Genomic DNA, 23,354 nt, shown 5'->3' on the forward strand with positions numbered 1-23,354 from the left:
ATCGCTTTACACTATACGGGTAGGGGGTATATATTAGGACGGGTGAGCACCTCGCGGGTGACTTCGCATCGGCCGCCACGGCTGTTAACGGTCGTGGTTGTCGTGGTGCTGGCGTGGCTGCTCGCCGGTGCTGACTGCGGGCTCCCGCGGTTCGATGCGCACCCGGGTGGCCCGTCGCACTCGCTCAGCGTCGAGCATCCGCGTCTTTCCGACGGTTCGGCAGCATCGTGTGCGAGCACGCTGGCGACCGCCGTAATAGCGCGTCCGGCAACCGCATTGGCGGTGCTGGGCATCGCACCGGTTGTGCTCGCCCTTACCGGTCGGCTTGCCGGCCTACGGTCAACGGCCCTGCGCGGCCCGCCTTCTGGCTCGGTCTATCCCTTCACCAGCGTTTTGACGCAGCTCTGCGTGGCTCGTCGCTGATCAAACAGCGTACGAGCCTTTTGTCGCGCCGTTTGGCGCTCATCCATCGCGGACTGCTAAATCGCTTGGGAGGTACGGGGAAATGGACTTTGGGGCGCTACCGCCGGAGGTCAATTCCGCGCGAATGTATTCCGGCCCGGGCCCTGGGTCGTTGTTGGCCGCCGCTGGGGCCTGGGACGTCATCGCCGACGAGCTGTACGCCGCGGCGGGATCCTGCTCGGCCGTCGTCTCGGCATTGACCGGTCAGGCCTGGCTCGGCGCCGGGTCGGCGTCGATGGCGGCCGCCGCCGCGCCGTACCTGTCATGGATGAATGTCACTGCGGCGCAAGCTCAATACACCGCCGCCCAGGCGAGGGCGGCCGCGCTTGCCTTTGAAACGGCGCTCGCCGCCACCGTTCCTCCGCCGGTGATCGCGGCCAATCGCGTTGTGCTGGCGTCGCTGATCGCAACCAACGTCATGGGCATAAACATCCCGGCGATAGCGGCCACCGAAGCGCACTACGGCGAAATGTGGGCCCAAGACGCCGCCGCGATGTATGGCTATGCCGCCGCCTCGGCGGCCGCGTCGACGCTGACGCCGTTTACCTCGCCGGCGGAGATAACCAATCCGGCTGGGCTGAATTCCGTTGTCTCACCGGAACTTCAACAACTCGCGCAGCCGCTGGAGTCCGTCTCGTCACCCGTCAGCGACTACGCCTCGGCCATCAGTTCGTCGATATCCGTGATGTCGTCTCTGAGCTCGGTGGTCGAACCGCTCGGCACGTCCGGCACGCTGGCGTCGACGCCGGTCGGCGCCGATGTCGAATCACTGGTCTCAGCGCTTGGTTCGGCCGCCTTGCGGCCGGGTCCTTTCCTGGCCGGGCCCGGGTCGGCGATCTCCGCCGAGTTGGGCAAGGCCGCGTCCGTCGGGTCGTTGTCGGTGCCGCAGAGCTGGGCGGCGGCCGCCATCGCGCCCAGCCCGCTCGCCGCCCCGGCGGATGCCGGCGGCATCCCGGTGGTCCATGCCGGTGGGACGGGAGGCGCGCTGGGCGGTTTGCCGGTGGCCAGCCCAGCCGCGCGGGCCGGGAGCGGTGGCGGCAGCCCCCAAGGAGCGCAAAGCACCCCCGGGACCCGATATCTCAGCACCGCTTTCTTCGTCCCGCGGCTTGGTGTAGCCGAGCCGGTTGCCGGAGGTTGACGCGCTGTTCGGCCACTTCCGGCGCCGACAAGCACACTCCTTCCAGGCACGCCGCTTATCCACAACCGACGTCCGGGCAAGAAGTTTTGTCGGCGCCGCGGTGGCCGAGATTGAGGAGCACGTGCCGACTTCCCCCCGATATCGTTCTTGTGCCCATGGTGCACCTGCTCGACATCTTGACCGACAGACAACGCCTCCTAGAGCGCATACAGCGTGCCTGCCGCTGATGATCTTCTCAAAAATCGTGCAGCAAACGGCCATTGGGTGAGGGCGCACGTTCACGCATAGCGCATAGACGGTCACGTCGTCAGTCTGCGAGCTGAACATAGCGACGTAGAAAATTAGGCGCGCCGGAAGAAGCTGCGGATCTGTTCCCGAAGGCTCACTTCGAGGTCTTCCGATGGCGGGAACAGCCGCCGTGCCTCGGCTGCGAAGTTGGGTACCTGGTTGGCCAGCGCGGCGAGAAGCTGGTGCGCCGTGAACGGTGGATTCATCCAGGCCGCGAGAATACCGGAAAGTGCTGCGCGTGTTGCATCTTCGTAGAGGTCGAGCTGATCTAGCAAGAAGTCGTCGGGGTGGCGCACTTCGATGTTGTAGGGTTCGACAGCTTCTGAGGGAAACCCGGTACGGTCGGCGGTGACGATCAGCTCGGCGCGTTCTCTGACCGCTGCGGCGAGCACGTGGCGGTCCTTCTCGTTGTTGCGCATCGCCCCGATGAGTTCTTCGTACCCGGCGACTTCGGCGTCAACAAAGTTGTCCCGCATCATATTTAGGCGCTTATCGGCCTTCTGCGCCGATACGCCCAGCTTGTCCACCATGGTGCGCCGTGTCTCAACCAGGATGTGCTGTGACCACAGCGGGCGATAGATGCCCGTATCGGCCAGCCGCAGCAACACATCAACGAGCGGATACGGGGCGAGCACACACGCGTCCAACACCACCGGGAACGCCATACTCTTCTAATCCCTCACTGCGCCCAGAAGATACGATTTACTCTCCAAACGAGCGGCTATGGAGCGTGGCCCTGATGTCGTCCGCATGGTCGCGCGTCAGCTCATCCAGCGCCGCCCGCCGATTGCTTCTGGTTTCCTGCTGGTATTGCAGTAGCGCGTCAAGGCTGACCTTGCGGTGCCGTCCCGGCTTCTCGAATGGAATGCGGCCTTCCTCAAGGAGCTTCACCAGCGTCGGACGTGAGATGTTGAGCAGGTCGGCGGCTTCCTGGGTGGTCAGCATCTGGTGACGCGGCACCAGTGTGATGGCGTTGCCTTGCGCCATCGCGAGTACGACGCTATAGAGCGCTTCGCGCACCGGTTCGGGCAAGACGATGGGGTTGCCGTCACCGCCGCACACCGAAACTTGCTCAGCACCCAGCGCCCTCACCAACGGCTTGAGATCTGCCGGTTGGTCGGGCGGTAAAACAGTCCGCTCTTGCGCGGTCAGCATGGCTACCATGGTGTCCAGGGTAAAACGAAAGAAACGAAAAGTCGAGAACCGATAGTCCCGGCGCGCTCGGCGGCTTCACAGCATATCGCCAGGTAGCAGACCCAAACGATCACGCCGAGCCCCCGGCGTTCGTGGCTCCGCGCGGGCAACTGGGCGGCCATTGGTCTAGTGTCCAGCGCGGCGGTGGTGCAGCATGGAGGACAGCCCTGCGCCCGAGGTGGTCGGTGCAGCAGGCATGAATGGCTACCGGCCGGTGTCAGCGCTCCGCTGTACCGTGAGCGGCTGCAGGTCACACCAGACAGCCGACAAGTGGAAATCCATGAGCGACACGCCGCAACCAGAGCCGGCACGCACGGCATGCATCCCATAAAGCATCGAAGACCTCACGCACATCAACCAAGCCCGCATTGCCGCTGAGGCCGCCCGCCGCGCCGAACGGCTGACACGCAACAACGACCCACCGCCCTTCTAGTGCAACGGATTTCGCCTAGAACGGCCACGCGCTGGCGTTGGTTTTGTATTTCGCGTTGAGTGCCGTGCAGAAGTCGTCGGCCGTGCCGGCGAGGAAGATGTAATAGGCTTCGGCACCGCCGCGGCGGCTGTCAAAAGAATTGGGTGTGGTCCAGCCGCTGTCGCACATCGCGGTATCGCTGCCGGCGGTGGCCCTACGCCAATTGGTCTTGGCGCAGGAGGTCAGGGCGTCGACGTTCGGTGTGGCGCTCTTGGCGGCGACCAGCATCGCGCCTCCCCATTGCCCGTCGTTGCGGCGGTAGGCGCGCGCCCCGAATCCGGCGTTATTGGTCTGGCATGTCAACGCGCGACGCAGCAGTCCAAAGGGCGCGGCGAGCTGGGGGTTGGCGACCGCGGCGGCGGCCGTGATGAATTGCGCCGCGCCCGAGCCGTCGACCTCCTGGACGTTCGGGTTGCCGAGGCCGGTCAGCTGTTGCGCGATCCCGGCATTGTTGCCGCCACCGATGATCGGTCCGCCACCGCCGGACGTCATCGGGGGCAGCGTAACGGGATCGGCGTCCGCCGTCGGTATGCCGGTCACGGCGACCAACGCCAACGCGGCGACGACGTTGCGGATCTGGTATGCGCTAACCCTCATGGCTCTCATTCCAGCACGTGCGCATAGTCGGCACGTCGGCCGTCGGCGATCAGCGAGTCGAGCACGTGGCGGGTCTGCAATCGGATGTATTCGTCGACGGTGTAGGTCGGCCCGAAGTGCCAGTGCTTGAGCGCCCAGCCGTGCGCGAGCAGCATGATGTCGCACACGGTGAGGTCGACGTCGACGTCGCGGAATACGCCCTGCCCGATGCCGGCCTCGATCACCGCGCGCAGCGGCGCGGCAGAGGCGATTTCGAGCTCCTTGATCTGCGTGCGCCCGGCCGCCGACAGGGTTCGGCTCTCCCGGTAGGTGAGCACCACCCCGTCGAGGTTCTCGTCGACGATCCGGATGTAGCGGCGGATGCCCGCGGCCAGCCGGTCGACGACATCGTCGCCGGCGGCGTCCATGACGGGCGCCAATTGATCGCGGAACACATCGAGGATCCGCACGATCGTCGCGAGCAGCAGGTCTTCCTTGCCGCCAAAGTACTTGTAGATCAAGCCGACACTGACGTTGGCCTCGGCGGCCAGATCCTGCATGGACATCTGGTGAAACCCGGTCCTGCCCATGACCTTGACCGCGGCGTCGAGCACCTGCCGGCGCCGTGAGCTGGCCCGGGCCGCGCGCACGGCCTCCTCGGCGGGCAGGTCGCTGTAATCGACGGCCACTAGATGCCCAGGTCCTTGGCGATGATCGTCTTCATGATCTCGTTGGTCCCGCCGTAGATCGTCTGAATGCGGGCGTCGACGAACGCGCGCGACACGCTGTACTCGCGCATGTAGCCGTACCCGCCGTGCAGTTGCAGGCAGCGGTCGGCGGTGCGCACCTGCAGGTCGGTGGTCCACCACTTCAGCCGCGCCGCCCGCGCCGCGGTCAGCGAGCCGACGAGGTGCTCGGCGAGGCAATCGTCGAGATACGTTCGGGCGATGTCGATTTCGGTCGCCAACTCGGCGAGGACGAACTGGCTGTTCTGGAAGCTGCCGATCGGCGCGCCAAACGCCTTGCGCTGCTTAACATAATCGAGCGTCTGGGCAAATATGCCCTCGGCGGCGGCCACCGCGCCCACCCCCAGCGCGAGCCGCTCCTGCGGCAGGTTTCTCACCAGCTGATAGAACCCCGAGCCCTCTTGCCCCAGCAGATTACTGACGGGCACCCGCATGTCGGTGAACGCGAGCTCGCTGGTGTCCTGGGCGTGCAGGCCGATCTTCTCCAGGTTGCGGCCGCGGGAAAACCCCGGTGTGTCCGCGTCCACCACCAGCAGCGACAGCCCCTGATGCCGATCGGGCGAGGTGCGCACCGCTATCACGAACAGGTCGCCAGTCTGCCCGTTGGAGATGAACGTCTTGGCGCCGTTGACGACGTAATGGTCGCCGTCTGGCACCGCCGTCGTGCGGATCCCGGCCAGGTCGCTGCCGGTGCCGGGCTCGGTCATCGCGATGCCCAGCACGGTCTCGCCGGTCACCACGCCGGGCAGCCACCGTTGCTGCTGCTCGGGCGTCGTCAGATCGGTGAGATAGGGCAGCACGACGTCGTTTTGCAACGTGAACGCGATGGCCTCGGCCGCCGCCCCGGCCCGCTGCAGCTCGTCGATGAGGATCGCGTTGTAGCGAAAGTCGCGCACCCCCGGGCCACCGAAGCGCTCGGGCACCGAAAAGCCCAGCAGCCCAAGCTTTCCCGCCTCGACGAACAGCGAGCGGTCCCATTGGCCATCCCGCTCCCAACGTTCGTGAAGTGGGGCCACGGTCTGGTGCACGAAATCGTGTACCAGTCGCCGGAACTGGTGATGCTCTGGGTGGTAGGACAGGCCGCTCATCAGCGGAAGGCGTCGCTGCCGGTGAACGCCTGGCCGAGGATGAGCTGGTGCATCTCCGGTGTGCCCTCGTAGGTCAGCACCGATTCCAGGTTGACCATGTGCCGGATGACCGGGTATTCCAGCGATATCCCGTTGCCGCCCAAAATGGTTCGCGCGGTCCGGCAGATCTCGAGAGCCTCGCGGGTGTTGTTGAGCTTGCCGAAGCTGACCTGCTCGGGACGCAGCCCGACGGTGTCCTTGAGGCGGCCGAGGTGCAGCGACAGCAGCTGCCCCTTGTGCAGCTCGACCGCCATGTCAACGAGTTTCGCCTGGGTCAGCTGGAATCCGGCGATCGGGCGGCCGAATTGGGTGCGCTGCGTGGCATAGTCGAGCGCGGCCTGCCAGGCCGACCGCGCCGCCCCCATCGATCCCCAGATGATTCCGTAGCGCGCCTCGGACAAACACGACAGCGGGCCACGCAGGCCCCGCGCCTCCGGCAGCATCGCGTCGGCGGGCAGCCGCACGTCGTCGAGCACCAGCTCGCTGGTGATCGACGCCCGCAGCGACAGCTTGTGGTGAATCGTGTTGGCGGTGAAGCCCGGGGTGCCGGTGGGGACGATGAAGCCGCGGATCCCGTCGTCGGTGGCGGCCCACACGATCGCGACGTCGGCGACCGAGCCGTTGGTGATCCACATCTTGCGGCCGTCCAGCACCCAGTCCGAACCATCTTGCCGCGCACGGGTTTTCATCGCGGCGGGATCGGATCCGACGTCGGGTTCGGTCAGCCCGAAGCAGCCGAGCAGTTCGCCGGCGGCCATGCCGGGCAGCCACCGCTGCTTCTGCTGCTCAGAGCCGAAGTTCCAGATCGCGAACATCGCCAGCGACCCCTGCACCGACACCATCGACCGGACGCCGGAGTCGGCGGCCTCCAGCTCGGTACAGGCCAGGCCGTAGTGCACGGCGGAGGCCCCGCCGCAGCCGTAGCCGTGCAGGTGCATGCCGAGCAGCCCGAGCTGGCCGAACCCCTTGGCGAGCTCGCGGACCGGAAGGTCGCCGATCTCGAACCACTCCGCGACGTACGGAAGGACGTGCTCGGCGCAGAACTTCCTGACCGTGTCGCGCACCGCGAGCTCGTCACCGGACAGGGAGGCGTCAATGCCCAGGGGATCGTCGCGGTTGAAGGCGGGGGGCGCGTCGGTGCTCATGGGAATCAGCCTGCCACTAGCCTGCCATTGTGAGGCCACCGCTGACGCTGATCACCTGTCCGGTGATGAACGACGCGGCGTCGGACGCGAAGAACAGCACCGGCGCGGCGACCTCCTCGGGCCGGGCCAGCCGTCGGAACGGAATCGCTTTGACCAGCGCTTCTTTCAGCTTCTCCGGCTGTGCGTGAAACAGCGGCGTGTCCGTCGGGCCCGGGCACACGCAGTTGACCGTGATCTGATGGCGGGCCATCTCGCGGGCCAGCGATTTGGTGAGCGCGATGACCCCGCCCTTGGCCCCGGCGTAGATGGTTTCGCCCGCGCTGCCGACGCGCCCCGCGTCGCTGGCCAGGTTGACGACGCGTCCGCCGGCCTGCGCCTCGATCATGCCCGGCAGGAACGCGCTGCAGACATGCACCGGCCCCAGGTAATTGATGGCCACCACCTTGGCCGCGAATTCCGGTGTGGCATTGAGGAATTGGTCGGTGCGATCCCAACCGGCGGCGTTGACCACGATGGTGGGCACGCCGACCTCGGCGTTGGTCCGGTCGCGCAGGGCGTCGACCTGGGCGGGGTCGGCGACGTCCACCGGCAGCGCGGTGATCAGCTCGGCTTGCTCCTTGGCGGTGGCCACTGCGGCCGCCTCGTCGAGGTCGGCGGCGACCACCCGGTCGCCCTGCGCGGCGAACGCCAGCGCTATCGCCTTGCCGATTCCCGACCCGGCGCCGGTCACCACCGCAAGCCTGCGTTGTGAATGAGCATTCATTGCAGACGAATCTAGGTTCACCACGGCTGGGTGGTCAAGGATTCCGGCCCGGCCCGGTAGTCTCGCTGCATGCGACGGCCGGTGTGGTTAGCCATGGACGTCATCGCCGTGCTGGTGTTCTGCGCCGTGGGACGCCGCAGTCACGACGAAGGGCTCAGCGTCACCGGCGTCGCGACGACGGCGTGGCCGTTCCTCACCGGCACCGTCGTCGGATGGCTGGCGGCGCGGGCGTGGCGGCAGCCCACCGCGCTGGCGCCCACCGGGGTGGTCGTCTGGCTGTGCACCGTGGCGGTCGGCATGGTGTTGCGCAAGGCCAGCTCGGCCGGCGTGGCGGCGAGCTTCGTGGTGGTGGCGTCGACGGTCACCGCGGTTCTGTTGCTCGGTTGGCGAGCGGTCGTCGGGCTAAGCCTGCGGCGCCGCTCCGGTGTCTGACCACCGATGGCGCGGGCGGACGACGACAGCTGGGATGCGGCCACCGGCGTGGGAGTGACCGCGACGTTCGGCGCGGTGGCAAGGGCGGTGGCCACCAACAAAGGGCTGATCAGCGACGCGTTCGCCAAGCGGTTGGTGAGCGCCGCGGGGGTGGAGTACTTCGTCCGGGTGGTCAACGACGAGCGGTTCGCGGCCGACGACGGCGACGACCCGGTGATGACGGGGCTCATCGACATCCTGGCGGCGCACACCCGGTTCCTGGACGAGTTTCTCGCCGACGCGGGCAGGGCGGGCATTCGCCAAGTGGTGATCCTGGGGTCCGGTCTGGACACTCGGCCGTATCGGCTGTGGTGGCCGCGGGGGACGACCGTGTACGAGATCGACCTTCCACGGGTGCTCGACTTCAAGGCCGAGGTGCTACGCGGGCTGGATGCCAGGCTGACCGCCAACCGCCGCGCGGTGGGCATCGATCTTCGTCAGGATTGGCTGGCGGCGCTGCGGCGCGTCGGTTTTGACGCCGCCCAACCCACGGCGTGGATCGCCGAGCAGCTGCTCGTCGGCTACCTACCGCCCGACGCCCAGAATCGGTTGCTGCAAGACGTCACGGCGGTGAGCGCCGCCGGCAGCCGGTTCGCCGCCGACCACATGCCCACCTGGACCCCGATGCACGTCGAGGCGGGGCGGGCGTTTGTCGACAGCTGGCGGCAACACGGCCTGGACGTCGACCTGGCCAGCCTGACCTACCCGGGCGAATACCATTACGTCCCCGAGTATCTGGCGTCCCACGGCTGGGAGACGGACGAGCGCAACGTCGTCGAGTTGCTGACCGGCATGGGGCTGGCCGAACTGTGGCGCGGCGGCCCCGACGACTTGGCGGTCACCCCGGGTTATGTCACCGCGACGCGATCCTAGGAATGCCCCCGGGTGGCAAAAAGTGTTAGACGTTAGGTGATGTCGAGTTCCCGGCTCAGGTTTGTTCCGGCGGCGCTGGACGACGCGCTGGCGCGGCCGCTGCTCGCGGAGCTGGCCGTCGAGTATGCAACCCGATACGGCAGCACGACGTCGACGGTCCTGGCGTGGTTGACGGAAGGCCCCGCCGACGAGTTCGCGCCGCCCCACGGCGGAATGCTGATCGGCCTGTTGGATGGCCGTCCGGTTACCGGTGGCGGGTTCCGGCGGTTCGACGCCGAGACCGCCGAGCTCAAGAGGATCTGGACGGACAGCGAACACCGGCGCCGTGGCTACGCGATGGCGCTGCTGGCCGAACTGGAGGTCGAGATAGCCGCGCGCGGCTACCGCAAGATCTACCTGATGACCGGCGACCGCCAGCCCGAGGCCGAGGAGCTATATCGGGCCACCGGTTACACCCGGTTGTCCGGGCCGCTGCCGTCGTCGGGTCCGGTCTTCCCGATCGCGTTCGAAAAGCGGCTGGCGTGACAGCCTTCTGGATTGCCGAGCGGTTGGCCGCCAAACGGCAAGGCGCTCAACGCGCTCGCGTCAAGGCCTGATCGGTGGCCTCGCGGATCGGGCCGCGCCACACGTCGCCGTGACCGGGCAGCAGCACGCTGGTGTCCAGCAGAGCCAGCGCGTCCAGGCTGCGCAGACAGTCGGACTGGCTGTGGTTGAACACCGCCGGTAGCAGCTGGGGCCCGCGGTGACGCAGCAGTGGGTGGCCGGTGACCAGCGCGTCGCCGCTGACCAGCACGCCGTCGACGACATACGAGCAGTGGCCGCTGGTATGCCCCGGGGTGGCGATGGCCATCGGGTGTCCCGGCAACCCGGCGGCCACCTCGGCGGTCAGCGGCCGCGTCGAAGGGATGCCGTCGCGGATCAGGCCGCCGCTGCGCAGCACGTGGACACCCCACACCGCCCAGCGCGGCCGCCAAATGCGCAGTGCGACATCGAAAACCGAGGCCTGCTCCAGGTACTCCCGTTTGGCGTGACCCACTTCGTCGGCATGGCAATACACTTGCGTGCCATGCTCGCGGGCGAACCAGATCGCCGAGCCCAGATGGTCGATGTGCGCGTGCGTCAGCAGGATGGCGCGCACGTCGCCGGCGCCGTAGCCCAGTTTGTCCAGCGAGGCCAGCACGTCCTCCCGGTCCCCGGGATAGCCGGCGTCGATCAGCATGACGCCGGCGTCGTCGGTGACCAACGTCCAGTTAACGGCCTCGCCCAGGGCAAGGTGCACGGTGTCGGTGACCTGAACAAGTGTCGGTGCCGATCCCATGGCCGCGAGTCTAGGAGCGATCGCGAGCGCGGCGGAGCCGGGCGCGGCGGGTCGCGACGGTGAATCTAGGAGTGATCGCGAGCGCGGCGGAGCCGGGCGCGGCGGGTCGCGACGGCGAATCTAGGAGTAGAAATAACGGGTGGCTGAACTCAAACTCGGATATAAAGCGTCCGCCGAACAATTCGCACCGCGCGAGCTCGTCGAACTGGCCGTCGCCGCCGAAGGCCACGGCATGGACAGCGCCACCGTCAGTGACCACTTCCAGCCGTGGCGGCACGAGGGTGGGCACGCCCCGTTCTCGCTGGCCTGGATGACCGCCGTCGGCGAACGCACCAAGCGCATCGTGCTGGGCACCTCGGTGCTCACCCCGACCTTCCGGTACAACCCGGCCGTCGTCGCGCAGGCCTTCGCCACCATGGCCTGCCTGTACCCGAACCGCATCTTCCTCGGCGTGGGCACCGGCGAGGCGCTGAACGAGATCGCCACCGGATACCAGGGCGAGTGGCCGGAGTTCAAGGAGCGGTTTGCCCGGCTGCGCGAATCGGTGCGGCTGATGCGCGAGCTGTGGCGCGGCGGCCGCGTTGATTTCGACGGCGACTACTACCGGCTCAAGGGCGCCTCGATCTACGACGTGCCCGAGGGCGGCGTCCCGATCTACGTCGCCGCCGGCGGCCCGGCGGTGGCCAAATACGCCGGACGGGCCGGGGACGGGTTCATCTGCACGTCCGGCAAGGGCGAGGAGCTCTATAAGGACAAGCTGATGCCGGCGGTGCGGGAGGGCGCCGCGGCCGCCGACCGCAACGTCGACGACATCGACAAGATGATCGAGATCAAGATCTCCTACGACCCGGATCCTGAGCTGGCGCTGGAGAATACCCGGTTCTGGGCGCCGCTGTCGCTGACCGCCGAGCAGAAACACAGCATCGACGATCCGATCGAAATGGAGAAGGCCGCCGACGCGCTGCCGATCGAGCAGGTCGCCAAGCGCTGGATCGTCGCGTCGGACCCCGACGAGGCGGTCGAAAAGGTCGGTCAGTACGTGGAATGGGGCCTCAATCACCTGGTGTTCCACGCGCCCGGCCACGATCAACGCCGGTTCCTGGAGCTCTTCGAGAAGGATCTGGCGCCGCGGCTGCGTCGGCTGGCCTGAAAGGCGAGCGGGTGGCCGCCGGTGCCGGTTCTGTGTCGGCGATCTACATCGCCGCGCCCGAGCCGGAGACCGGCAAGTCGACCATCGCGCTGGGCCTGCTGCACCGACTGGCCGCGACGGTCGCCAGGGTGGGCGTGTTCCGGCCCATTACGCGGGCAGGCGAGGACCGCGACTACATCCTGGAACTCCTGCTGGCGCACACCACCGCGGGGTTGTCCTACGAGCAGTGCGTCGGCGTGACCTACCAGCAGCTGCACGCCGACAGCGACGCCGCGATCGCCAGCATCGTCGACACCTATCACGCGGTGGCTCAGGCCTGCGACGCGGTGGTGATCGTCGGCAGCGACTACACCGACGTCGCGAGACCCGCCGAGCTCTCGATCAACGCGCGCATCGCGGTCAACCTCGGCGCGCCGGTGCTGCTGACGGTCAGCGGCAAGGGCCGCACACCCAGCGAGATCGCCAGCGTCGTCCAGGTCTGCTTGGCCGAGCTGATCGCGCAGCACGCCCACACCGCGGCGGTGGTGGCCAACCGCTGCGAGCCGGCGGAGGTGGGGGCCATCCGGGAAAGGTTGGACGATGCGCTGCCCGCGTTCGCCCAGCGCAGCTACGTGCTGCCCGAGGAGCCGCTGCTGTCGGCGCCGACGGTGACCGAACTGGAGGAAGCCGTGAACGGGACGCCGGTCAGCGGCGAGGCGTCGCTTCGGGAACGCGAGGTCATGGGCGTGCTGGTCGCCGGGATGACCGCCGATCATGTGGTGGAACGGCTGAGCGACGGCGTGGCGGTCATTACCCCCGGTGACCGTTCGGACGTGGTGCTCGCCGTCGCCAGCGCCCATGCGGCCGAAGGATTTCCGTCACTGTCGTGCATCGTCCTCAACGGCGGATTCGAGCTGCATCCGTCCATCGCGGCCCTGGTTTCCGGACTGCGGCTGCGGCTGCCCATCGTCGCCACCACATTGGGCACCTACGACACCGCCCGGGCGGCCGCGGCCGCTCGCGGCCGGGTCACGGCGAGCTCGCAGCGCAAGATCGACACCGCGCTGGAGCTGATGGACCGCTACGTCGATATCACGGATCTGCTGGCACAGCTTGCCATTCCGATCCCCACCGTGACCACACCGCAGATGTTCACCTATCAGCTGCAGCTGCGGGCCCGCTCCGATCGCAAGCACATCGTCCTTCCCGAAGGCCACGACGACCGCATCCTCCGGTCCGCCGGCCGCCTGCTGCAACGCGGCGTCGCCGACCTCACCATCCTGGGCGACGAAGCCCGAATCCGCCTGCGTTCTGCGGAACTCGGTGTGAGCCTAGACGATGCGAAGGTAATCGACCCGCACACCAGCGAGCTGCGCCACCAGTTCGCCGATCAGTACGCGCAGTTGCGCAAGGCCAAGGGCGTCACCGCCGAACACGCCCGCGAGGTCATGCGTGACGCAACGTATTTCGGCACCATGCAGGTGTATAACGGCATGGTCGACGGCATGGTATCCGGCGCCGCCCACACCACCGCGCACACGGTTCGCCCGGCGTTCGAGATCATCAAGACCGCTCCCGACGTCTCCACCGTTTCCAGCATTTTCTTCATGTGCCTGCCGGATCGGGTGCTGGTGTACGGCGATTGCGCGATCATCCCGAATCCGACGACGGAACAGCTCGCCGACATCGCGATCAGCTCCGCGCGCACCGCGGCACAGTTCGGTGTCGAGCCGCGCGTGGCCATGCTGTCCTACTCGACCGGTGACTCCGGTGCCGGGGCCGATGTCGACAAGGTCAGGGCGGCAACGGAATTGGTACGGCGACGAGCTCCGAAGTTGCTAGTCGAGGGCCCCATCCAGTACGACGCCGCGATAGAGCCCACGGTCGCGGCCACCAAACTGCGCGGCTCATCGGTGGCCGGTCGCGCCACGGTGCTGATCTTTCCCGACCTCAATACCGGCAACAACACCTACAAGGCGGTGCAGCGCAGCGCCGGGGCGATCGCCATCGGCCCGGTGCTGCAAGGGTTGCGCAAGCCGGTCAACGACCTGTCCCGGGGTGCGCTGATCGAGGACATCGTGAACACCGTTGCCATCACCGCGATCCAGGCGCAGGGCATCCGTGACTAACGCAGGCCGCCTCGTGCTGGTGATCAATTCCGGGTCGTCGTCCCTGAAATTCCAACTGGTCGAGCCCCACTCGGGCGAGTCACGGGCGAGCGGCAACGTCGCGCAAATCGGAGAAGGCTCCTCATCGGTCCCCGACCACGAAGCGGCGCTGCATCGCGCGTTCGACATGTTGGCCGACGACGGCGTGGACATCCAGGCCTGCGGACTGGCGGCGGTCGGCCATCGAGTTGTCCACGGCGGCAACGAGTTTTACCAACCAACGCTGTTGGACGACACTGTCATCGGCAAGCTTGAGGAGCTGTCCGAGCTGGCCCCGTTGCATAATCCGCCCGCGCTCAAGGGAATTGAGGTGGCGCGCAAGCTTCTTCCCGACGTTCCACACATAGCGGTGTTCGACACGGCGTTCTTCCACGACATGCCGCCGGCGGCGGCGACCTACGCTATCGACCGCGGGTTGGCGCAGCGGTGGCAGATCCGCCGTTACGGGTTCCACGGCACGTCGCACCGGTACGTCAGCGAGCGGGCCGCCGCCTTCCTGGGCCGACCGCTCGGCGACCTGAATCAGATTGTGCTGCACCTGGGTAACGGTTCCTCGGCCTCGGCGATCGCCGGCGCCCGGCCGATCGACACGTCGATGGGCCTGACCCCGCTGGAGGGCCTGGTGATGGGCACCCGCAGCGGCGACATCGACCCCAGCATCGTCGCCTACCTGTGGCACACGGCGAAGATGGGTATCGACGAGATCGAGTCCATGCTCAACGAGCGGTCCGGGGTGTTGGGCCTGGCCGGCGAACGCGACTTCCGGCGGCTGCGGGCGATGATCGAATCCGGCGACAGCGCAGCACAATTGGCCTATAGCGTGTTCATTCACCGGTTACGCAAATACATCGGTGCCTACCTGGCGGTGTTGGGACACACCGACGTGATCAGCTTCACCGCCGGGATCGGTGAGAACGATCCGGCCGTGCGCCGCGACGCGGTGGCCGGCCTGGGGGAGATGGGCATCGCGCTCGACGAGCGGCGCAACCTCAGCGGGGAGAGGGGCATACGACGCATTTCCAGGGACGACTCTCGGATCGCCGTGCTGGTGGTCCCGACCAACGAAGAACTGGCCATCGCCCACGACTGCTTGAGCGTGCTGGATAGGTTATAGGAAGCCCAGGCCGGTGCGGCCGGATCCGACCGCCGGCGCGGGATCGGCCCCGACGGTGCGGGCCAGCAGCTCGTAATAGACATCGCGAAAGTCGGTGGTGAATTTCAGGTCTCCGTGGTCGAGGTCGGTAAGACTGGGTTCCGCGCCGTAAAATCCGCCCTTGACCGGCATGCCCGCGACGAAGACCGTGCCGGCGGTGCCGTGATCGGTGCCCTGGGACGCGTTGGCGCGCACCCGGCGGCCGAACTCCGAGTACGCCATCACGACGACATTGCGGCCGCAGGGATCGCCGGCCATCCCCTGCAGGAAGGGTGTGACGGCCTCGTCGAGCGTCTGCAGCAGGCGTTGCTGGGTCCCCCGCTCGTCGGCATGGGTGTCGAAGCCGCCCAGCTGCACCGTGTACACCCGCGTCGGGACGCGGGCCTGCACGGCGGCGGCCACCATGCCCAGCTGGGCGGCCAGCGAATTATGCCCCGCGGCAGCGGGTTTAACCGACCCGAAAGTGTCGTTGGCGGTGCGCGCGGCGCGATAGGCCTTGCGCACCGCGGCCATCGCCGGGGTGTCGTCGGGGTCATCGGTGCCAAGGGCACCCATGATCGCGTCAAACCGGTCCGCCTGCCCGGCCGGCACCTGGGTCGGGGAAAGCGCCGCCGCCGTGCACTTTTCGCCGACCGCCAGCGGGGGCAACACGGGCCCGATGTTCACCGCACGCAACGGGTCGTCGCCGGTGGCGTCGAGCCAGCGCCCGATCCAGCCGGTCGAGACTGGCTCGTCCGGCGATGCCGTCTGCCAGATGTCCATGGACCGGAAGTGGCTGTGGTCGGGCCGCGGATAGCCTACGCCGCGCACGATGGCGAGCTGCCGCCGGCTCCATAGCTGGGCCAGACCCTTCATCGCCGGGTTGAGCCCAAGCCGGTCGTCGAGGCGTATCACGTCGCCCGGGGCGTAAGCCAATTCCGGCCGCGCATCGTGATATGCGTTGTCGGCGTAGGGAATCAGGGTGTTGATCCCGTCGTTGCCGCCGTAGAGCGTGACGATCACCAGCACGCCGGCGCCCTCGGCCAGCGGCCGGTCCCCGGCCGCGCGCATCAGGTCGTGCCAATCGACCGCCACCGCCCCAGACAGCAGGCCGGCCGCCCCGACGCCCGCGCTGGCGATGAGGAATCTGCGGCGGTTGATTTCGGGCATCGTTGGTCTCAGGCAATCTCGTTAGGACGTCAGGTATTCGGGCGTGTTGACGGCGGCCGCGACCAGTTGCGGCGGCCTGTGGACCAGAGGCTGCAGCGCGTCGGCGCTCCGGTCCGACCAGGCTCCGACGCCGAGCAGGTAGCCGACCGCGTCGATGCGGTCGCCGGGGGAGGAGCCTTCGATGCCGGACAGGTCGCCGGCGTGGGCTAGCCGCGTCGCCGCGCGCAGCCGGGCCGTGGCGCTGGCGGTGGACAGCCACACCTGGCCGCGCGGCCAGCCGCCGACGCTCGGCGGGTAGAACGGCCGCTGCCCCAGCGCTCGCAACGTCGCGTCGGCCAGCTTCAGGTGTGCGGGTTCGCCGAGCGGCACCCGCAGCGCCCGCGCCACGCCGACCAGCCATTCGATCGGGGTGTTGACGACGGCGGCCCGGCTGCCGGTGAACTCGCCGTCGATGAGGATCGCCCGGGTCAGCGCGCGCAGGTCGCGTCCCGGACCGTACGCGGAGACCAGCCGGTCGAGCGCCTGCGGCGACGGCGGGTCGTCGGAAGCCAAGTGCTGCCACAGGCGTCCCGCGACATACTCCGCCGACTTGGGCTGGGCCAGCACGGCGTCGCAGAATCCGGCGGCGTCGAAGTCGCGGGTGAGCCCGAAGAGCGTCTTGGCCGTGAAGTCGTGGCGTTTGGGCATCATCGAGGTCTGGCCGTTGGCGCCGATCACCCATCCCGTCAGCGCCCGGGCGCCGGCGCGCACGTCGTCTTCGCTGTAGCCGTTGCCGTGGCCCAGCGCGAACAGTTCCATGAATTCACGGGCGAGGTTTTCGTTGGCGGCCTTGGCGGTATTGGTCTGCCCGTCCAGCCAGCGCAACATCGCCGCGTCGGTCAGCATCGCATAGGCCAGGGTGCGAAAATCGCCCAGCGACAGCGTGCGCAGCTTTTGATTCTGCGCGGCCATGTACGCCGCCACCCGGACCTTCTGCGCAGAGGTGGCAAAGTGGTTGTGCCACAAGAGCGTTAACTTTTCGTGGACCGGCCGGCCGACGGCGACCATGCGGCTCAGCCACCAGTCGGACAGCACACGCTGTTGCTCGGACAGCCGTCGGCCGAACTCCCTGCGGGCAGCCGGTGCCGCGCCCTTGCCCGGGCCGCGCGGCGGCTCCAGGGTGGGCATCGGCGTGGCGATCGCACCCGTGTCGGCGTCGGGGTTCGCGCCCAGCATCGCGTCGACGTAGCCCGGCCAGTCCCGGGTGACGGCGGCGTCGACCTCGGGCCCGGTCACCCCGAACCCGGCCCGGCGCAGCGCGCGGGCCGTGGTGATCCACCGCGTGGACTGCCCTGGCATGACTCAACTGTGCGGCGCGTACTTAAATTTTCGCTGAGCGTGTGCTCGCGGCTTTGAAGTGCGCCGGCGGTGGAATTTAGGGCCTTGGGTTTTCCGCCCTGGATACACACTCGGCCGGCCTGTGCATAGATGTAAACGCCGTCAGCGGTTGGCGTGCGACCTTTCTGGCATGAATTCGAGGGAACCGTTCATCGGCAGCGAAGCATTGGCGTGTGCGGCGTTGAGCCGGCATCAACTGCGGACGCGCTATCGCGCGGTGTTTCCCAACGTCTACCTGTCGACAAAGGTTCAACCCACCCTTGAACGGCGGATCTCCGCCGCTTGGTTGTGGTCGAGGGGCAGGGCGACCATCGCAGGCGCGGCCGCCGCGGCACTACATGGCACCAAGTGGATTCCCAACGACGTCCCAGTCGAGCTGATATGCGTCAACTCCCGGCCGCCGCGAGGTGTCGTGACACGACGCTGCTTATTGCTGGATGGCGAAGCGCAGATGATGGACGGCCGGTCGGTCACCACGCCGGAGCGTACCGCGTTCGACATCGGCCGAGGGGGAGCCATCCACTCGGCGGTCGCACGGCTGGACGCGCTCGCGGCCGCAACGGATTTCAAGGTCGAGGACGTGCTGCGTGTTTCGCGACGCCACCCCCACTCGCCGGGTCTGCGGCGATTGGAAATCGCGCTAGAACTCGTTGATGCGGGCGCACAGTCTCCCAGGGAGAGCTACCTTCGGCTGCTTCTCGTCGAAGCGGGATTTCCTCGGCCGCAGACCCAGATACCGGTGCTGGGCGCGGACGGTATTCCCGTCGCTCACATCGACGTGGGCTGGGAGGAGTACATGGTCGGCGTCGAATATGAAGGTGACCAACACCAGACCGACCGTCGGCGGTACGTCTACGACATTCAGCGCTTGGAGATGCTCGAGCGGATGGGCTGGCTCATCGTCCGAATCGTCGCCGAGGACCACCGCGCCAATATCGTGCGCCGAGTCCGGATGGCAATGGCCGAACGGGGTTGGACTGCGCGCTGACGCGCTGGGTGTGAGCTGACGGCTTTGCGTGTGAGTCCTGGGCTTTGCGCGTGAGCGTAGGGCGGGATCAAGGCGATATCCCAGCCCAGGATTCACGCCCAAAGCCCAGGATTCACACGCAAAGCCCAGGACTCACGCGCAAAGCCCAGGATTCACGCGCAAAGCCCAGGATTCACGCCCAAAGCCACGCGGGAAGCCTAGAAGGTGCTGGTTGGCCGCACCTTGTTCGCCATGTCCACCAGCGTGTAGCGGTGCCGTTGGGTGGGTGCGACCCTGGCCAGGCTGCGCAGCGACGCCTCGACGCCCAGCCGCAGGCCGTGTTCGGTGAACGGGAAGCCGAGGATGTGGTTGGTGCTGGCCTGGTTGTCCTCGAGCCAGTCCATCGCGCCGCCCAGCACCAAGGCGCGGATCTGCAGCACGCGCGGTTCGGTGGGCGGCAACGCCTCCACGCGGCGGGCCGCGTCGCGGATCTGTTCCTCGGTGATCTCGCTGGTCGACCGGCCGGACATCAGGGTCACCGCGCTGGTCAGGCGCGCGGTGGTGAAATGCCTTGAGGTGGGCGGCACCTCGTCCAGGGTCCGCACCGCGCCCTCTCGATCACCTTGCGCCGAAAGGGATCTGGCCAACCCGAAAGCCGCCGAGATCACGCCGTCGTTGGTCTTCCACACCGCCTCGTAGAACTTTTGCTCGTCGGTGTTGCCGGCCAGCTCGGCGGTGGCGGCCAGCGCCAGCTTGGGCGCGAGCTCGCCGGGAAAGGTGTCCAGCACCTCGGTGAAATGCTTTGTGGCGGAGTCATAGTCGCCGGTGAGCAGCTCGGCGACCGCCCGGTACCAGACCAACCGCCACCGCCAACCGACTCGCTCCGCCAGGTCGTCGAGTTTGCGGGTGGCCTTGGCCACGTCGCCGAGGTCCAGCAGCGCGCGGACTTCCATCAACGGCAGCTCGGTCGACTCGGACAGCTCGACACCGTCGGCGTCCAGCGCGCCGTGGCGGGCCGCGCGCAACGAGTCCAGCGTCTGCACCGGTTGGGAAAGCACCGTCGCCTGCAGCACCGGGGCCGCGACGTCGGCCGGATCGACCAGCGGCACCGGCAGGGCCGTCACGATTTCCCTGGCGGTCAGCTTCTCCGAATGGACCTGGCCGTCCAGGTACACGTCGGTGTGGGCGACCAGCAAGTCCACCCCGAACGTCGAGCGACTGGGGCTGAAGGTCGTCGACAATCCGGGCCGCGGCACCCCGGTGTCCTTGGCGACCACCTCGCGTAATACGCCCATCAACTGGCCGGACATCTCCTCGGCCGAGGAAAACCGTCGCCGCGGGTCGGGGTCGATGGCTCGGCGCAGCAACCGGGCGAAAGAGTCGTAGGTGGTCAACACGGGATCGTCGTCGGGCAGCCCGTCCACGTAGCGGCCATTGCGGGTGCGCAGGTTCAGCGTGAGCGCCGCCAGCGTGCGTCCCACCGTGTAGATGTCGGTGGCTATCGTCGGGCCGGTCCGCACGATCTCTGGCGCCTGGAAGCCGGGCGTGCCATAGAGGTAGCCGAACGAGTTGATCCGCGACACCGCGCCCAGGTCGATCAGCTTGAGTTGGTCCTCGGTGAGCATGATGTTCTCCGGCTTCAGGTCGTTGTAGACCAGGCCGATGGAATGCAGGTAGCTCAGCGCGGGCAGGATTTCCAGCAGGTAGGCGATGGCCTCGGCGACCGGCAGTTTCTCGGATTTCCCCTCTTTGAGGCTCCGCTTGAGCGACTGCCCGCCGACGTACTCCATGACGATGTAGCCGACCGGATCCCCGTGCCGGTCGATGTGCTCGACGAAGTTGAAGATCTGCACGATCTGCGGGTGGACCACCTCGGCGAGGAACTGGCGTTCGGCCATCGCGATGGCCTGCGCCTCGGCGTCACCGGAGTGCACCAGGCCCTTGAGCACCACCGGACGGTCGTTGACGTTGTGGTCGACCGCCAGATAGACCCAGCCCAGGCCGCCGTGCGCGATGCAGCCCTTGACCTCGTACTGCCCGGCGACGATGTCGCCGGGATTCAGTTGGGGCAGAAACGAATACGGGCTGCCGCAGGCGGGGCACCAGCCCTCGGACGCGCCCTTCTCGGAGCCGGACCGGCCGACGGGTTTTCCGCAGTTCCAGCAGAAGCGCTTCGACTCTGGCACCACGGGGTTGGTCATCAGCGCCTCGATCGGATCGATGTCCCGGACCCGGGGGATCTCGACCAGGCCGCCGCCGAGCTGCCTGGTCGGCGGAAGTACCCGCGTCGCGACCGTCATCCGGTCTTGCGGTTCGGTGTCCATGCCGCCGGTGGCGAGCGGCAAATCATCGTCATCGTCGAAATCGGGGCGGAACAGCGCCTGGGTGGCCTGCGGCCGCGACTCGGCTGCCGCGCCCGTCTGCACTTCCGACCCCTGGGTGCCCGGGCCCACGTCGTCGGACTCCAGCCCGGCCATCAGTCCACATACCTCGGCGTGGGCGGGGCGGGGGCCGGGCCCAACACCGTTAACCACTTGCGGTACAACGTGTTCCAGGTGCCGTCTCGGCGGATGCGTTCGAGCGTGCCGTTGACGAACCGGACCAGTCCGGTGTTGTTCAGGTTGACGCCGATGCCGTAGGGCTGGGTGGCCATGTTGGGTCCGACGATGTGCAGGTAGGGGTCTTCCTCGACCAGCCCGGCCAGGATCGAGTCGTCGGTGCTGACGGCGTCGATCTCCCGCTGTTGCATGGCCACCAGGCAGTCGGCCCAGTTCACCACCGACACGATGACCGGCGGCGGGTCGATCTGCCGGATCCGGTGCAGCGACGTGGTGCCCCGGGCCACGCAGACCCGCTTGCCGGACAGGTCGGCCGCCTTGGCGATCGGCGAGTCGCGCGGGGCGAGGATGCGCTGGTTGGCGTCGAGGTAGACGGTGGAGAAGTTCACCAGCTTGCGCCGCTCGCAGGTGATGGTCATGGTCTTGACGACGACGTCGACCTCCGACTTCTCCAGTGCGGTCACCCGCTCGTCGGACGACAGGATCCGGTACTCGACGTGCGACGGCGCGCCGAAGATGTCTCGCGCGATCTCACCGGCGATGTCCACGTCGAAGCCGGTGATCTCGCCGGTGATCGGGTCGCGGAAGCTGAACAGGTTGCTGCCGATGTCGAGCCCGACGATCAGCCGGCCCCGGGCTCGGATGTCGGCGACTGCGGCGTCGGCCTCCGCCTTGGTGGGGAACGGGCGCAGGCTGGCGGTCGCGTCGCAATCCTGAACGCCGTTGTCCGGCGGCAGCGGCGGTTCCGGCGGCAGTTGCTGCATGCCGACCGGTGTGGGCGGCGGCAACGTCGGCACCGTCGCCACCGACAGCGACTCGGTGTGGCTGCACCCCGCCAGCACGATCGCCGCGGCGAGCCCCCCGAGACAGGAGCCCGCCCGCCGGATCCGGGGCAGGGGCGTCATTATCGATACTCTTTCAGCCGGGGCCACAGGCCCAGCGCGACCGCGACGGCGGCGCCGAGGCTGAGCACCACGCCACCGAGCTGGGCGCCGGACAGCCCGCCGCGCGCGTTGAGGATGTCGTTGCGCAAATGGGTGCGGCTTTGGTCCATCGCCTTGCCCAACGCGTCTTCGAGCTTGTCGAACGCCGGGGTGGCGTCGTCCTCACCGCCACCCAGCGCGACCTGGGTGGCGGCCCGGTAGTTGCCCACCGAGATGTAGGAGTTGATCCGGTCGTTGGCCTGACGCCAGCGGACCAGCAGCTGGTCGGCGCCCTGCAGGTCGGGCTTGTCGACGGCGTCGCTGCGGGACATGTACTGGTCGAGCTGGGAGTGCATGGAATCGATGCGCTGATAGAACGACTGCTTGCGGATCTCCTCGTCGCCGCGGCGGATCAGCGACAGCGTCTCGTCCGCCCGCGCTTGCTGGGCGGTGATGGCGACATTGGTGACGGTCTTGAGTGACTCCGCGGCGGTGTCCTTGGCGCTGCGACTGGCGGTCGTGGAGATGGTGAGCGCGGTTCCGACCCATACCACCATGACGAGAATACCGAGCGCGCCGACGACCAGGCCGGGGTTGATCCGCCGCCTGGTCCGCCGGGCCAGCCAGCGATGGGCGAACGCGCCGAAGACCACGGTGGTGGCGACGACGAGGATCACCGGCGCCGGGAAATGGGTGGAGGCGGTGGTCTCGCTGTCCACCCGCTCCGACGTCGCCTGGTAGAGCTGCGCGGCGTCGGGCAGGATCGTCGATTGCATCAGCCCCGACGCCTCCGACAGGTACGACGACCCGACGGGGTTGCCCTCCCGGTTGTTGGTTCGCGCGATTTCGATCAGCCCGGTGTAGACGGCCAATTCGGCGTTGATCCGGCCCAGCAATTGCACCAACGGTTCGTCGGTCAGGCCGCTCGACGCTCTGGTGACGGCTGACGCGGCGTCGGTGATGGCCTGCTCGTAGCGCTGCCGGACCGGTTGCGGCTCGGCCTGGGCGATGAACGCGGTGGCCGCCGCGGCGTCGGCCACGGACAGCGTGGTGTAGAGCCGTCCGGCGGCGAACGACAGTGGCTCGGTGTGGTTGAGCACCGTGGACAGCACCTGTTGCCGGTGGTTGATGGTCGTCGAGGTGGCAAAGGCGCTCGAGACGCCGAGGGACGCCAGCACGATCCCGATGGTCAGGATGCGGCCCGGCGTCGTCGAGATGAACCACCAGCGCGGATGGGCCGGTTCGGCCGGCGACCGCGACCCTTTCGGCTCGGTCGACGGGTGCGCCAGCTCAACCGTCACGTCTGATCAGCCCTCATCTTTCGGCCCGTAATTCGCTGTACCAACCTGTATAAGCG

Annotated in this window: 22 protein-coding genes; 9 read left to right on the forward strand and 13 right to left on the reverse strand. The window is 67.7% G+C overall.

The genetic code is table 11. The features are described 5' to 3' along the window. The first annotated feature begins 42 nt into the window (after positions 1-42). A complete protein-coding gene (gene lpqS, locus K3U93_RS02905; protein ID WP_139797134.1) occupies positions 43-423 on the forward strand; it encodes a putative copper homeostasis (lipo)protein LpqS in 381 nt (126 codons plus the stop codon). Positions 424-505: 82 nt separating this feature from the next. Then, on the forward strand, positions 506-1,600 hold the full coding sequence (locus K3U93_RS02910) for a PPE family protein (protein WP_083011619.1): 1,095 nt from the start codon (positions 506-508) through the stop codon (positions 1,598-1,600). A gap of 341 nt (positions 1,601-1,941) precedes the next feature. On the opposite strand, the gene K3U93_RS02915 is transcribed toward K3U93_RS02910, so the two are convergent. From K3U93_RS02915 to K3U93_RS02945, 7 genes are all read right to left on the reverse strand, one after another. Then, a complete protein-coding gene (locus K3U93_RS02915; protein ID WP_083011618.1) occupies positions 1,942-2,553 on the reverse strand; it encodes a PIN domain-containing protein in 612 nt (203 codons plus the stop codon). Positions 2,554-2,590: 37 nt separating this feature from the next. Further along, positions 2,591-3,052 carry an excisionase family DNA-binding protein gene (locus tag K3U93_RS02920; protein WP_230981571.1) on the reverse strand — a complete coding sequence of 154 codons (462 nt, stop codon included), beginning with the start codon at positions 3,050-3,052 and terminating at the stop codon, positions 2,591-2,593. Between the two features lie 478 nt (positions 3,053-3,530). After that, a complete protein-coding gene (locus tag K3U93_RS02925; protein WP_420915373.1) occupies positions 3,531-4,160 on the reverse strand; it encodes a hypothetical protein in 630 nt (209 codons plus the stop codon). Then, a complete protein-coding gene (locus K3U93_RS02930; protein WP_071508711.1) occupies positions 4,157-4,819 on the reverse strand; it encodes a TetR/AcrR family transcriptional regulator in 663 nt (220 codons plus the stop codon). The genes K3U93_RS02925 and K3U93_RS02930 overlap by 4 nt, the downstream gene beginning before the upstream one ends. After that, a complete protein-coding gene (locus K3U93_RS02935) occupies positions 4,819-5,964 on the reverse strand; it encodes an acyl-CoA dehydrogenase family protein (protein ID WP_071508712.1) in 1,146 nt (381 codons plus the stop codon). Before K3U93_RS02935 ends, K3U93_RS02930 begins: the two co-directional genes overlap by 1 nt. Next, complete coding sequence (locus K3U93_RS02940; protein WP_083011616.1) at positions 5,964-7,148, reverse strand: acyl-CoA dehydrogenase; 1,185 nt, start codon at positions 7,146-7,148, stop codon at positions 5,964-5,966. Before K3U93_RS02940 ends, K3U93_RS02935 begins: the two co-directional genes overlap by 1 nt. A gap of 16 nt (positions 7,149-7,164) precedes the next feature. Beyond that, positions 7,165-7,911: an SDR family NAD(P)-dependent oxidoreductase gene (locus K3U93_RS02945; RefSeq protein WP_083011615.1), complete on the reverse strand. Its 747-nt coding sequence runs from the start codon at positions 7,909-7,911 to the stop codon at positions 7,165-7,167. A gap of 69 nt (positions 7,912-7,980) precedes the next feature. Here K3U93_RS02945 and K3U93_RS02950 point away from each other — a divergent pair, with 69 nt between their 5' ends. Genes K3U93_RS02950 through K3U93_RS02960 form a run of 3 tightly spaced genes read left to right on the forward strand, consistent with a single transcriptional unit; the run spans position 7,981 to position 9,780 of the window. After that, positions 7,981-8,343, forward strand: a complete 363-nt coding sequence (locus K3U93_RS02950; RefSeq protein ID WP_139797133.1) for a DUF3054 domain-containing protein — start codon at positions 7,981-7,983, stop codon at positions 8,341-8,343. Positions 8,344-8,349: 6 nt separating this feature from the next. Then, positions 8,350-9,255: an SAM-dependent methyltransferase gene (locus K3U93_RS02955; protein WP_083011614.1), complete on the forward strand. Its 906-nt coding sequence runs from the start codon at positions 8,350-8,352 to the stop codon at positions 9,253-9,255. A 39-nt stretch (positions 9,256-9,294) separates the two neighbouring features. Beyond that, complete coding sequence (locus K3U93_RS02960; protein WP_083011613.1) at positions 9,295-9,780, forward strand: GNAT family N-acetyltransferase; 486 nt, start codon at positions 9,295-9,297, stop codon at positions 9,778-9,780. A 46-nt stretch (positions 9,781-9,826) separates the two neighbouring features. On the opposite strand, the gene K3U93_RS02965 is transcribed toward K3U93_RS02960, so the two are convergent. Further along, entirely contained in the window at positions 9,827-10,573 is a 747-nt protein-coding gene (locus K3U93_RS02965) for an MBL fold metallo-hydrolase (RefSeq protein WP_083011612.1), read from the reverse strand. A 139-nt stretch (positions 10,574-10,712) separates the two neighbouring features. Between K3U93_RS02965 and fgd the strand changes: the two genes are divergently transcribed. Genes fgd through K3U93_RS02980 form a run of 3 tightly spaced genes read left to right on the forward strand, consistent with a single transcriptional unit; the run spans position 10,713 to position 14,984 of the window. After that, positions 10,713-11,723, forward strand: coding sequence for a glucose-6-phosphate dehydrogenase (coenzyme-F420) (gene fgd, locus K3U93_RS02970; protein WP_083011611.1), 1,011 nt, complete (start codon positions 10,713-10,715; stop codon positions 11,721-11,723). Positions 11,724-11,755: 32 nt separating this feature from the next. Then, positions 11,756-13,831 (forward strand): phosphate acetyltransferase, encoded by a 2,076-nt coding sequence (gene pta, locus K3U93_RS02975; protein ID WP_230981733.1) that lies wholly within the window; start codon positions 11,756-11,758, stop codon positions 13,829-13,831. 13 nt (positions 13,832-13,844) lie between these two features. Continuing rightward, positions 13,845-14,984, forward strand: coding sequence for an acetate kinase (locus K3U93_RS02980; RefSeq protein WP_083011609.1), 1,140 nt, complete (start codon positions 13,845-13,847; stop codon positions 14,982-14,984). Here the strand turns inward: K3U93_RS02980 and K3U93_RS02985 are convergent. Both K3U93_RS02985 and K3U93_RS02990 read right to left on the reverse strand, forming a co-directional pair. Continuing rightward, a complete protein-coding gene (locus K3U93_RS02985; RefSeq protein WP_083011608.1) occupies positions 14,979-16,172 on the reverse strand; it encodes a DUF1501 domain-containing protein in 1,194 nt (397 codons plus the stop codon). The two genes, K3U93_RS02980 and K3U93_RS02985, sit on opposite strands and share 6 nt — an antisense overlap. Positions 16,173-16,193: 21 nt before the next feature. After that, on the reverse strand, positions 16,194-17,510 hold the full coding sequence (locus K3U93_RS02990) for a DUF1800 domain-containing protein (RefSeq protein ID WP_083011607.1): 1,317 nt from the start codon (positions 17,508-17,510) through the stop codon (positions 16,194-16,196). Between the two features lie 169 nt (positions 17,511-17,679). Here K3U93_RS02990 and K3U93_RS02995 point away from each other — a divergent pair, with 169 nt between their 5' ends. After that, entirely contained in the window at positions 17,680-18,537 is an 858-nt protein-coding gene (locus K3U93_RS02995) for a type IV toxin-antitoxin system AbiEi family antitoxin (protein ID WP_083011606.1), read from the forward strand. Between the two features lie 197 nt (positions 18,538-18,734). Here the strand turns inward: K3U93_RS02995 and K3U93_RS03000 are convergent, their stop codons facing one another. From K3U93_RS03000 to glnX, 3 genes are read right to left on the reverse strand one after another with little or no spacing between them, the layout of a single operon-like run. Continuing rightward, complete coding sequence (locus K3U93_RS03000) at positions 18,735-20,993, reverse strand: serine/threonine-protein kinase PknG (protein WP_083011605.1); 2,259 nt, start codon at positions 20,991-20,993, stop codon at positions 18,735-18,737. Then, positions 20,993-21,979 carry a glutamate ABC transporter substrate-binding protein gene (locus K3U93_RS03005; protein ID WP_083011604.1) on the reverse strand — a complete coding sequence of 329 codons (987 nt, stop codon included), beginning with the start codon at positions 21,977-21,979 and terminating at the stop codon, positions 20,993-20,995. The genes K3U93_RS03000 and K3U93_RS03005 overlap by 1 nt, the downstream gene beginning before the upstream one ends. Continuing rightward, entirely contained in the window at positions 21,979-23,298 is a 1,320-nt protein-coding gene (glnX, locus tag K3U93_RS03010) for a protein kinase G-activating protein GlnX (RefSeq protein ID WP_083011603.1), read from the reverse strand. Before glnX ends, K3U93_RS03005 begins: the two co-directional genes overlap by 1 nt. Positions 23,299-23,354 lie beyond the last annotated feature (56 nt).

This window comes from Mycobacterium malmoense (assembly GCF_019645855.1).
Classification (GTDB): domain Bacteria; phylum Actinomycetota; class Actinomycetes; order Mycobacteriales; family Mycobacteriaceae; genus Mycobacterium; species Mycobacterium malmoense.

Excerpts from the sequence above, each read along its gene's own strand:
- K3U93_RS02910 (WP_083011619.1), top strand. The coding sequence starts at position 506 with ATGGACTTTGGGGCGCTACCGCCGGAGGTCAATTCCGCGCGAATGTAT.
- K3U93_RS02915 (WP_083011618.1), bottom strand. The coding sequence starts at position 2,553 with ATGGCGTTCCCGGTGGTGTTGGACGCGTGTGTGCTCGCCCCGTATCCG.
- K3U93_RS02920 (WP_230981571.1), bottom strand. The coding sequence starts at position 3,052 with ATGGTAGCCATGCTGACCGCGCAAGAGCGGACTGTTTTACCGCCCGAC.
- K3U93_RS02925 (WP_420915373.1), bottom strand. The coding sequence starts at position 4,160 with ATGAGAGCCATGAGGGTTAGCGCATACCAGATCCGCAACGTCGTCGCC.
- K3U93_RS02935 (WP_071508712.1), bottom strand. The coding sequence starts at position 5,964 with ATGAGCGGCCTGTCCTACCACCCAGAGCATCACCAGTTCCGGCGACTG.
- K3U93_RS02940 (WP_083011616.1), bottom strand. The coding sequence starts at position 7,148 with ATGAGCACCGACGCGCCCCCCGCCTTCAACCGCGACGATCCCCTGGGC.
- K3U93_RS02945 (WP_083011615.1), bottom strand. The coding sequence starts at position 7,911 with ATGAATGCTCATTCACAACGCAGGCTTGCGGTGGTGACCGGCGCCGGG.
- K3U93_RS02950 (WP_139797133.1), top strand. The coding sequence starts at position 7,981 with ATGCGACGGCCGGTGTGGTTAGCCATGGACGTCATCGCCGTGCTGGTG.
- K3U93_RS02955 (WP_083011614.1), top strand. The coding sequence starts at position 8,350 with ATGGCGCGGGCGGACGACGACAGCTGGGATGCGGCCACCGGCGTGGGA.
- K3U93_RS02960 (WP_083011613.1), top strand. The coding sequence starts at position 9,295 with ATGTCGAGTTCCCGGCTCAGGTTTGTTCCGGCGGCGCTGGACGACGCG.
- K3U93_RS02965 (WP_083011612.1), bottom strand. The coding sequence starts at position 10,573 with ATGGGATCGGCACCGACACTTGTTCAGGTCACCGACACCGTGCACCTT.
- K3U93_RS02985 (WP_083011608.1), bottom strand. The coding sequence starts at position 16,172 with ATGCCCGAAATCAACCGCCGCAGATTCCTCATCGCCAGCGCGGGCGTC.
- K3U93_RS02990 (WP_083011607.1), bottom strand. The coding sequence starts at position 17,510 with ATGCCAGGGCAGTCCACGCGGTGGATCACCACGGCCCGCGCGCTGCGC.
- K3U93_RS02995 (WP_083011606.1), top strand. The coding sequence starts at position 17,680 with ATGAATTCGAGGGAACCGTTCATCGGCAGCGAAGCATTGGCGTGTGCG.
- K3U93_RS03000 (WP_083011605.1), bottom strand. The coding sequence starts at position 20,993 with ATGGCCGGGCTGGAGTCCGACGACGTGGGCCCGGGCACCCAGGGGTCG.
- K3U93_RS03005 (WP_083011604.1), bottom strand. The coding sequence starts at position 21,979 with ATGACGCCCCTGCCCCGGATCCGGCGGGCGGGCTCCTGTCTCGGGGGG.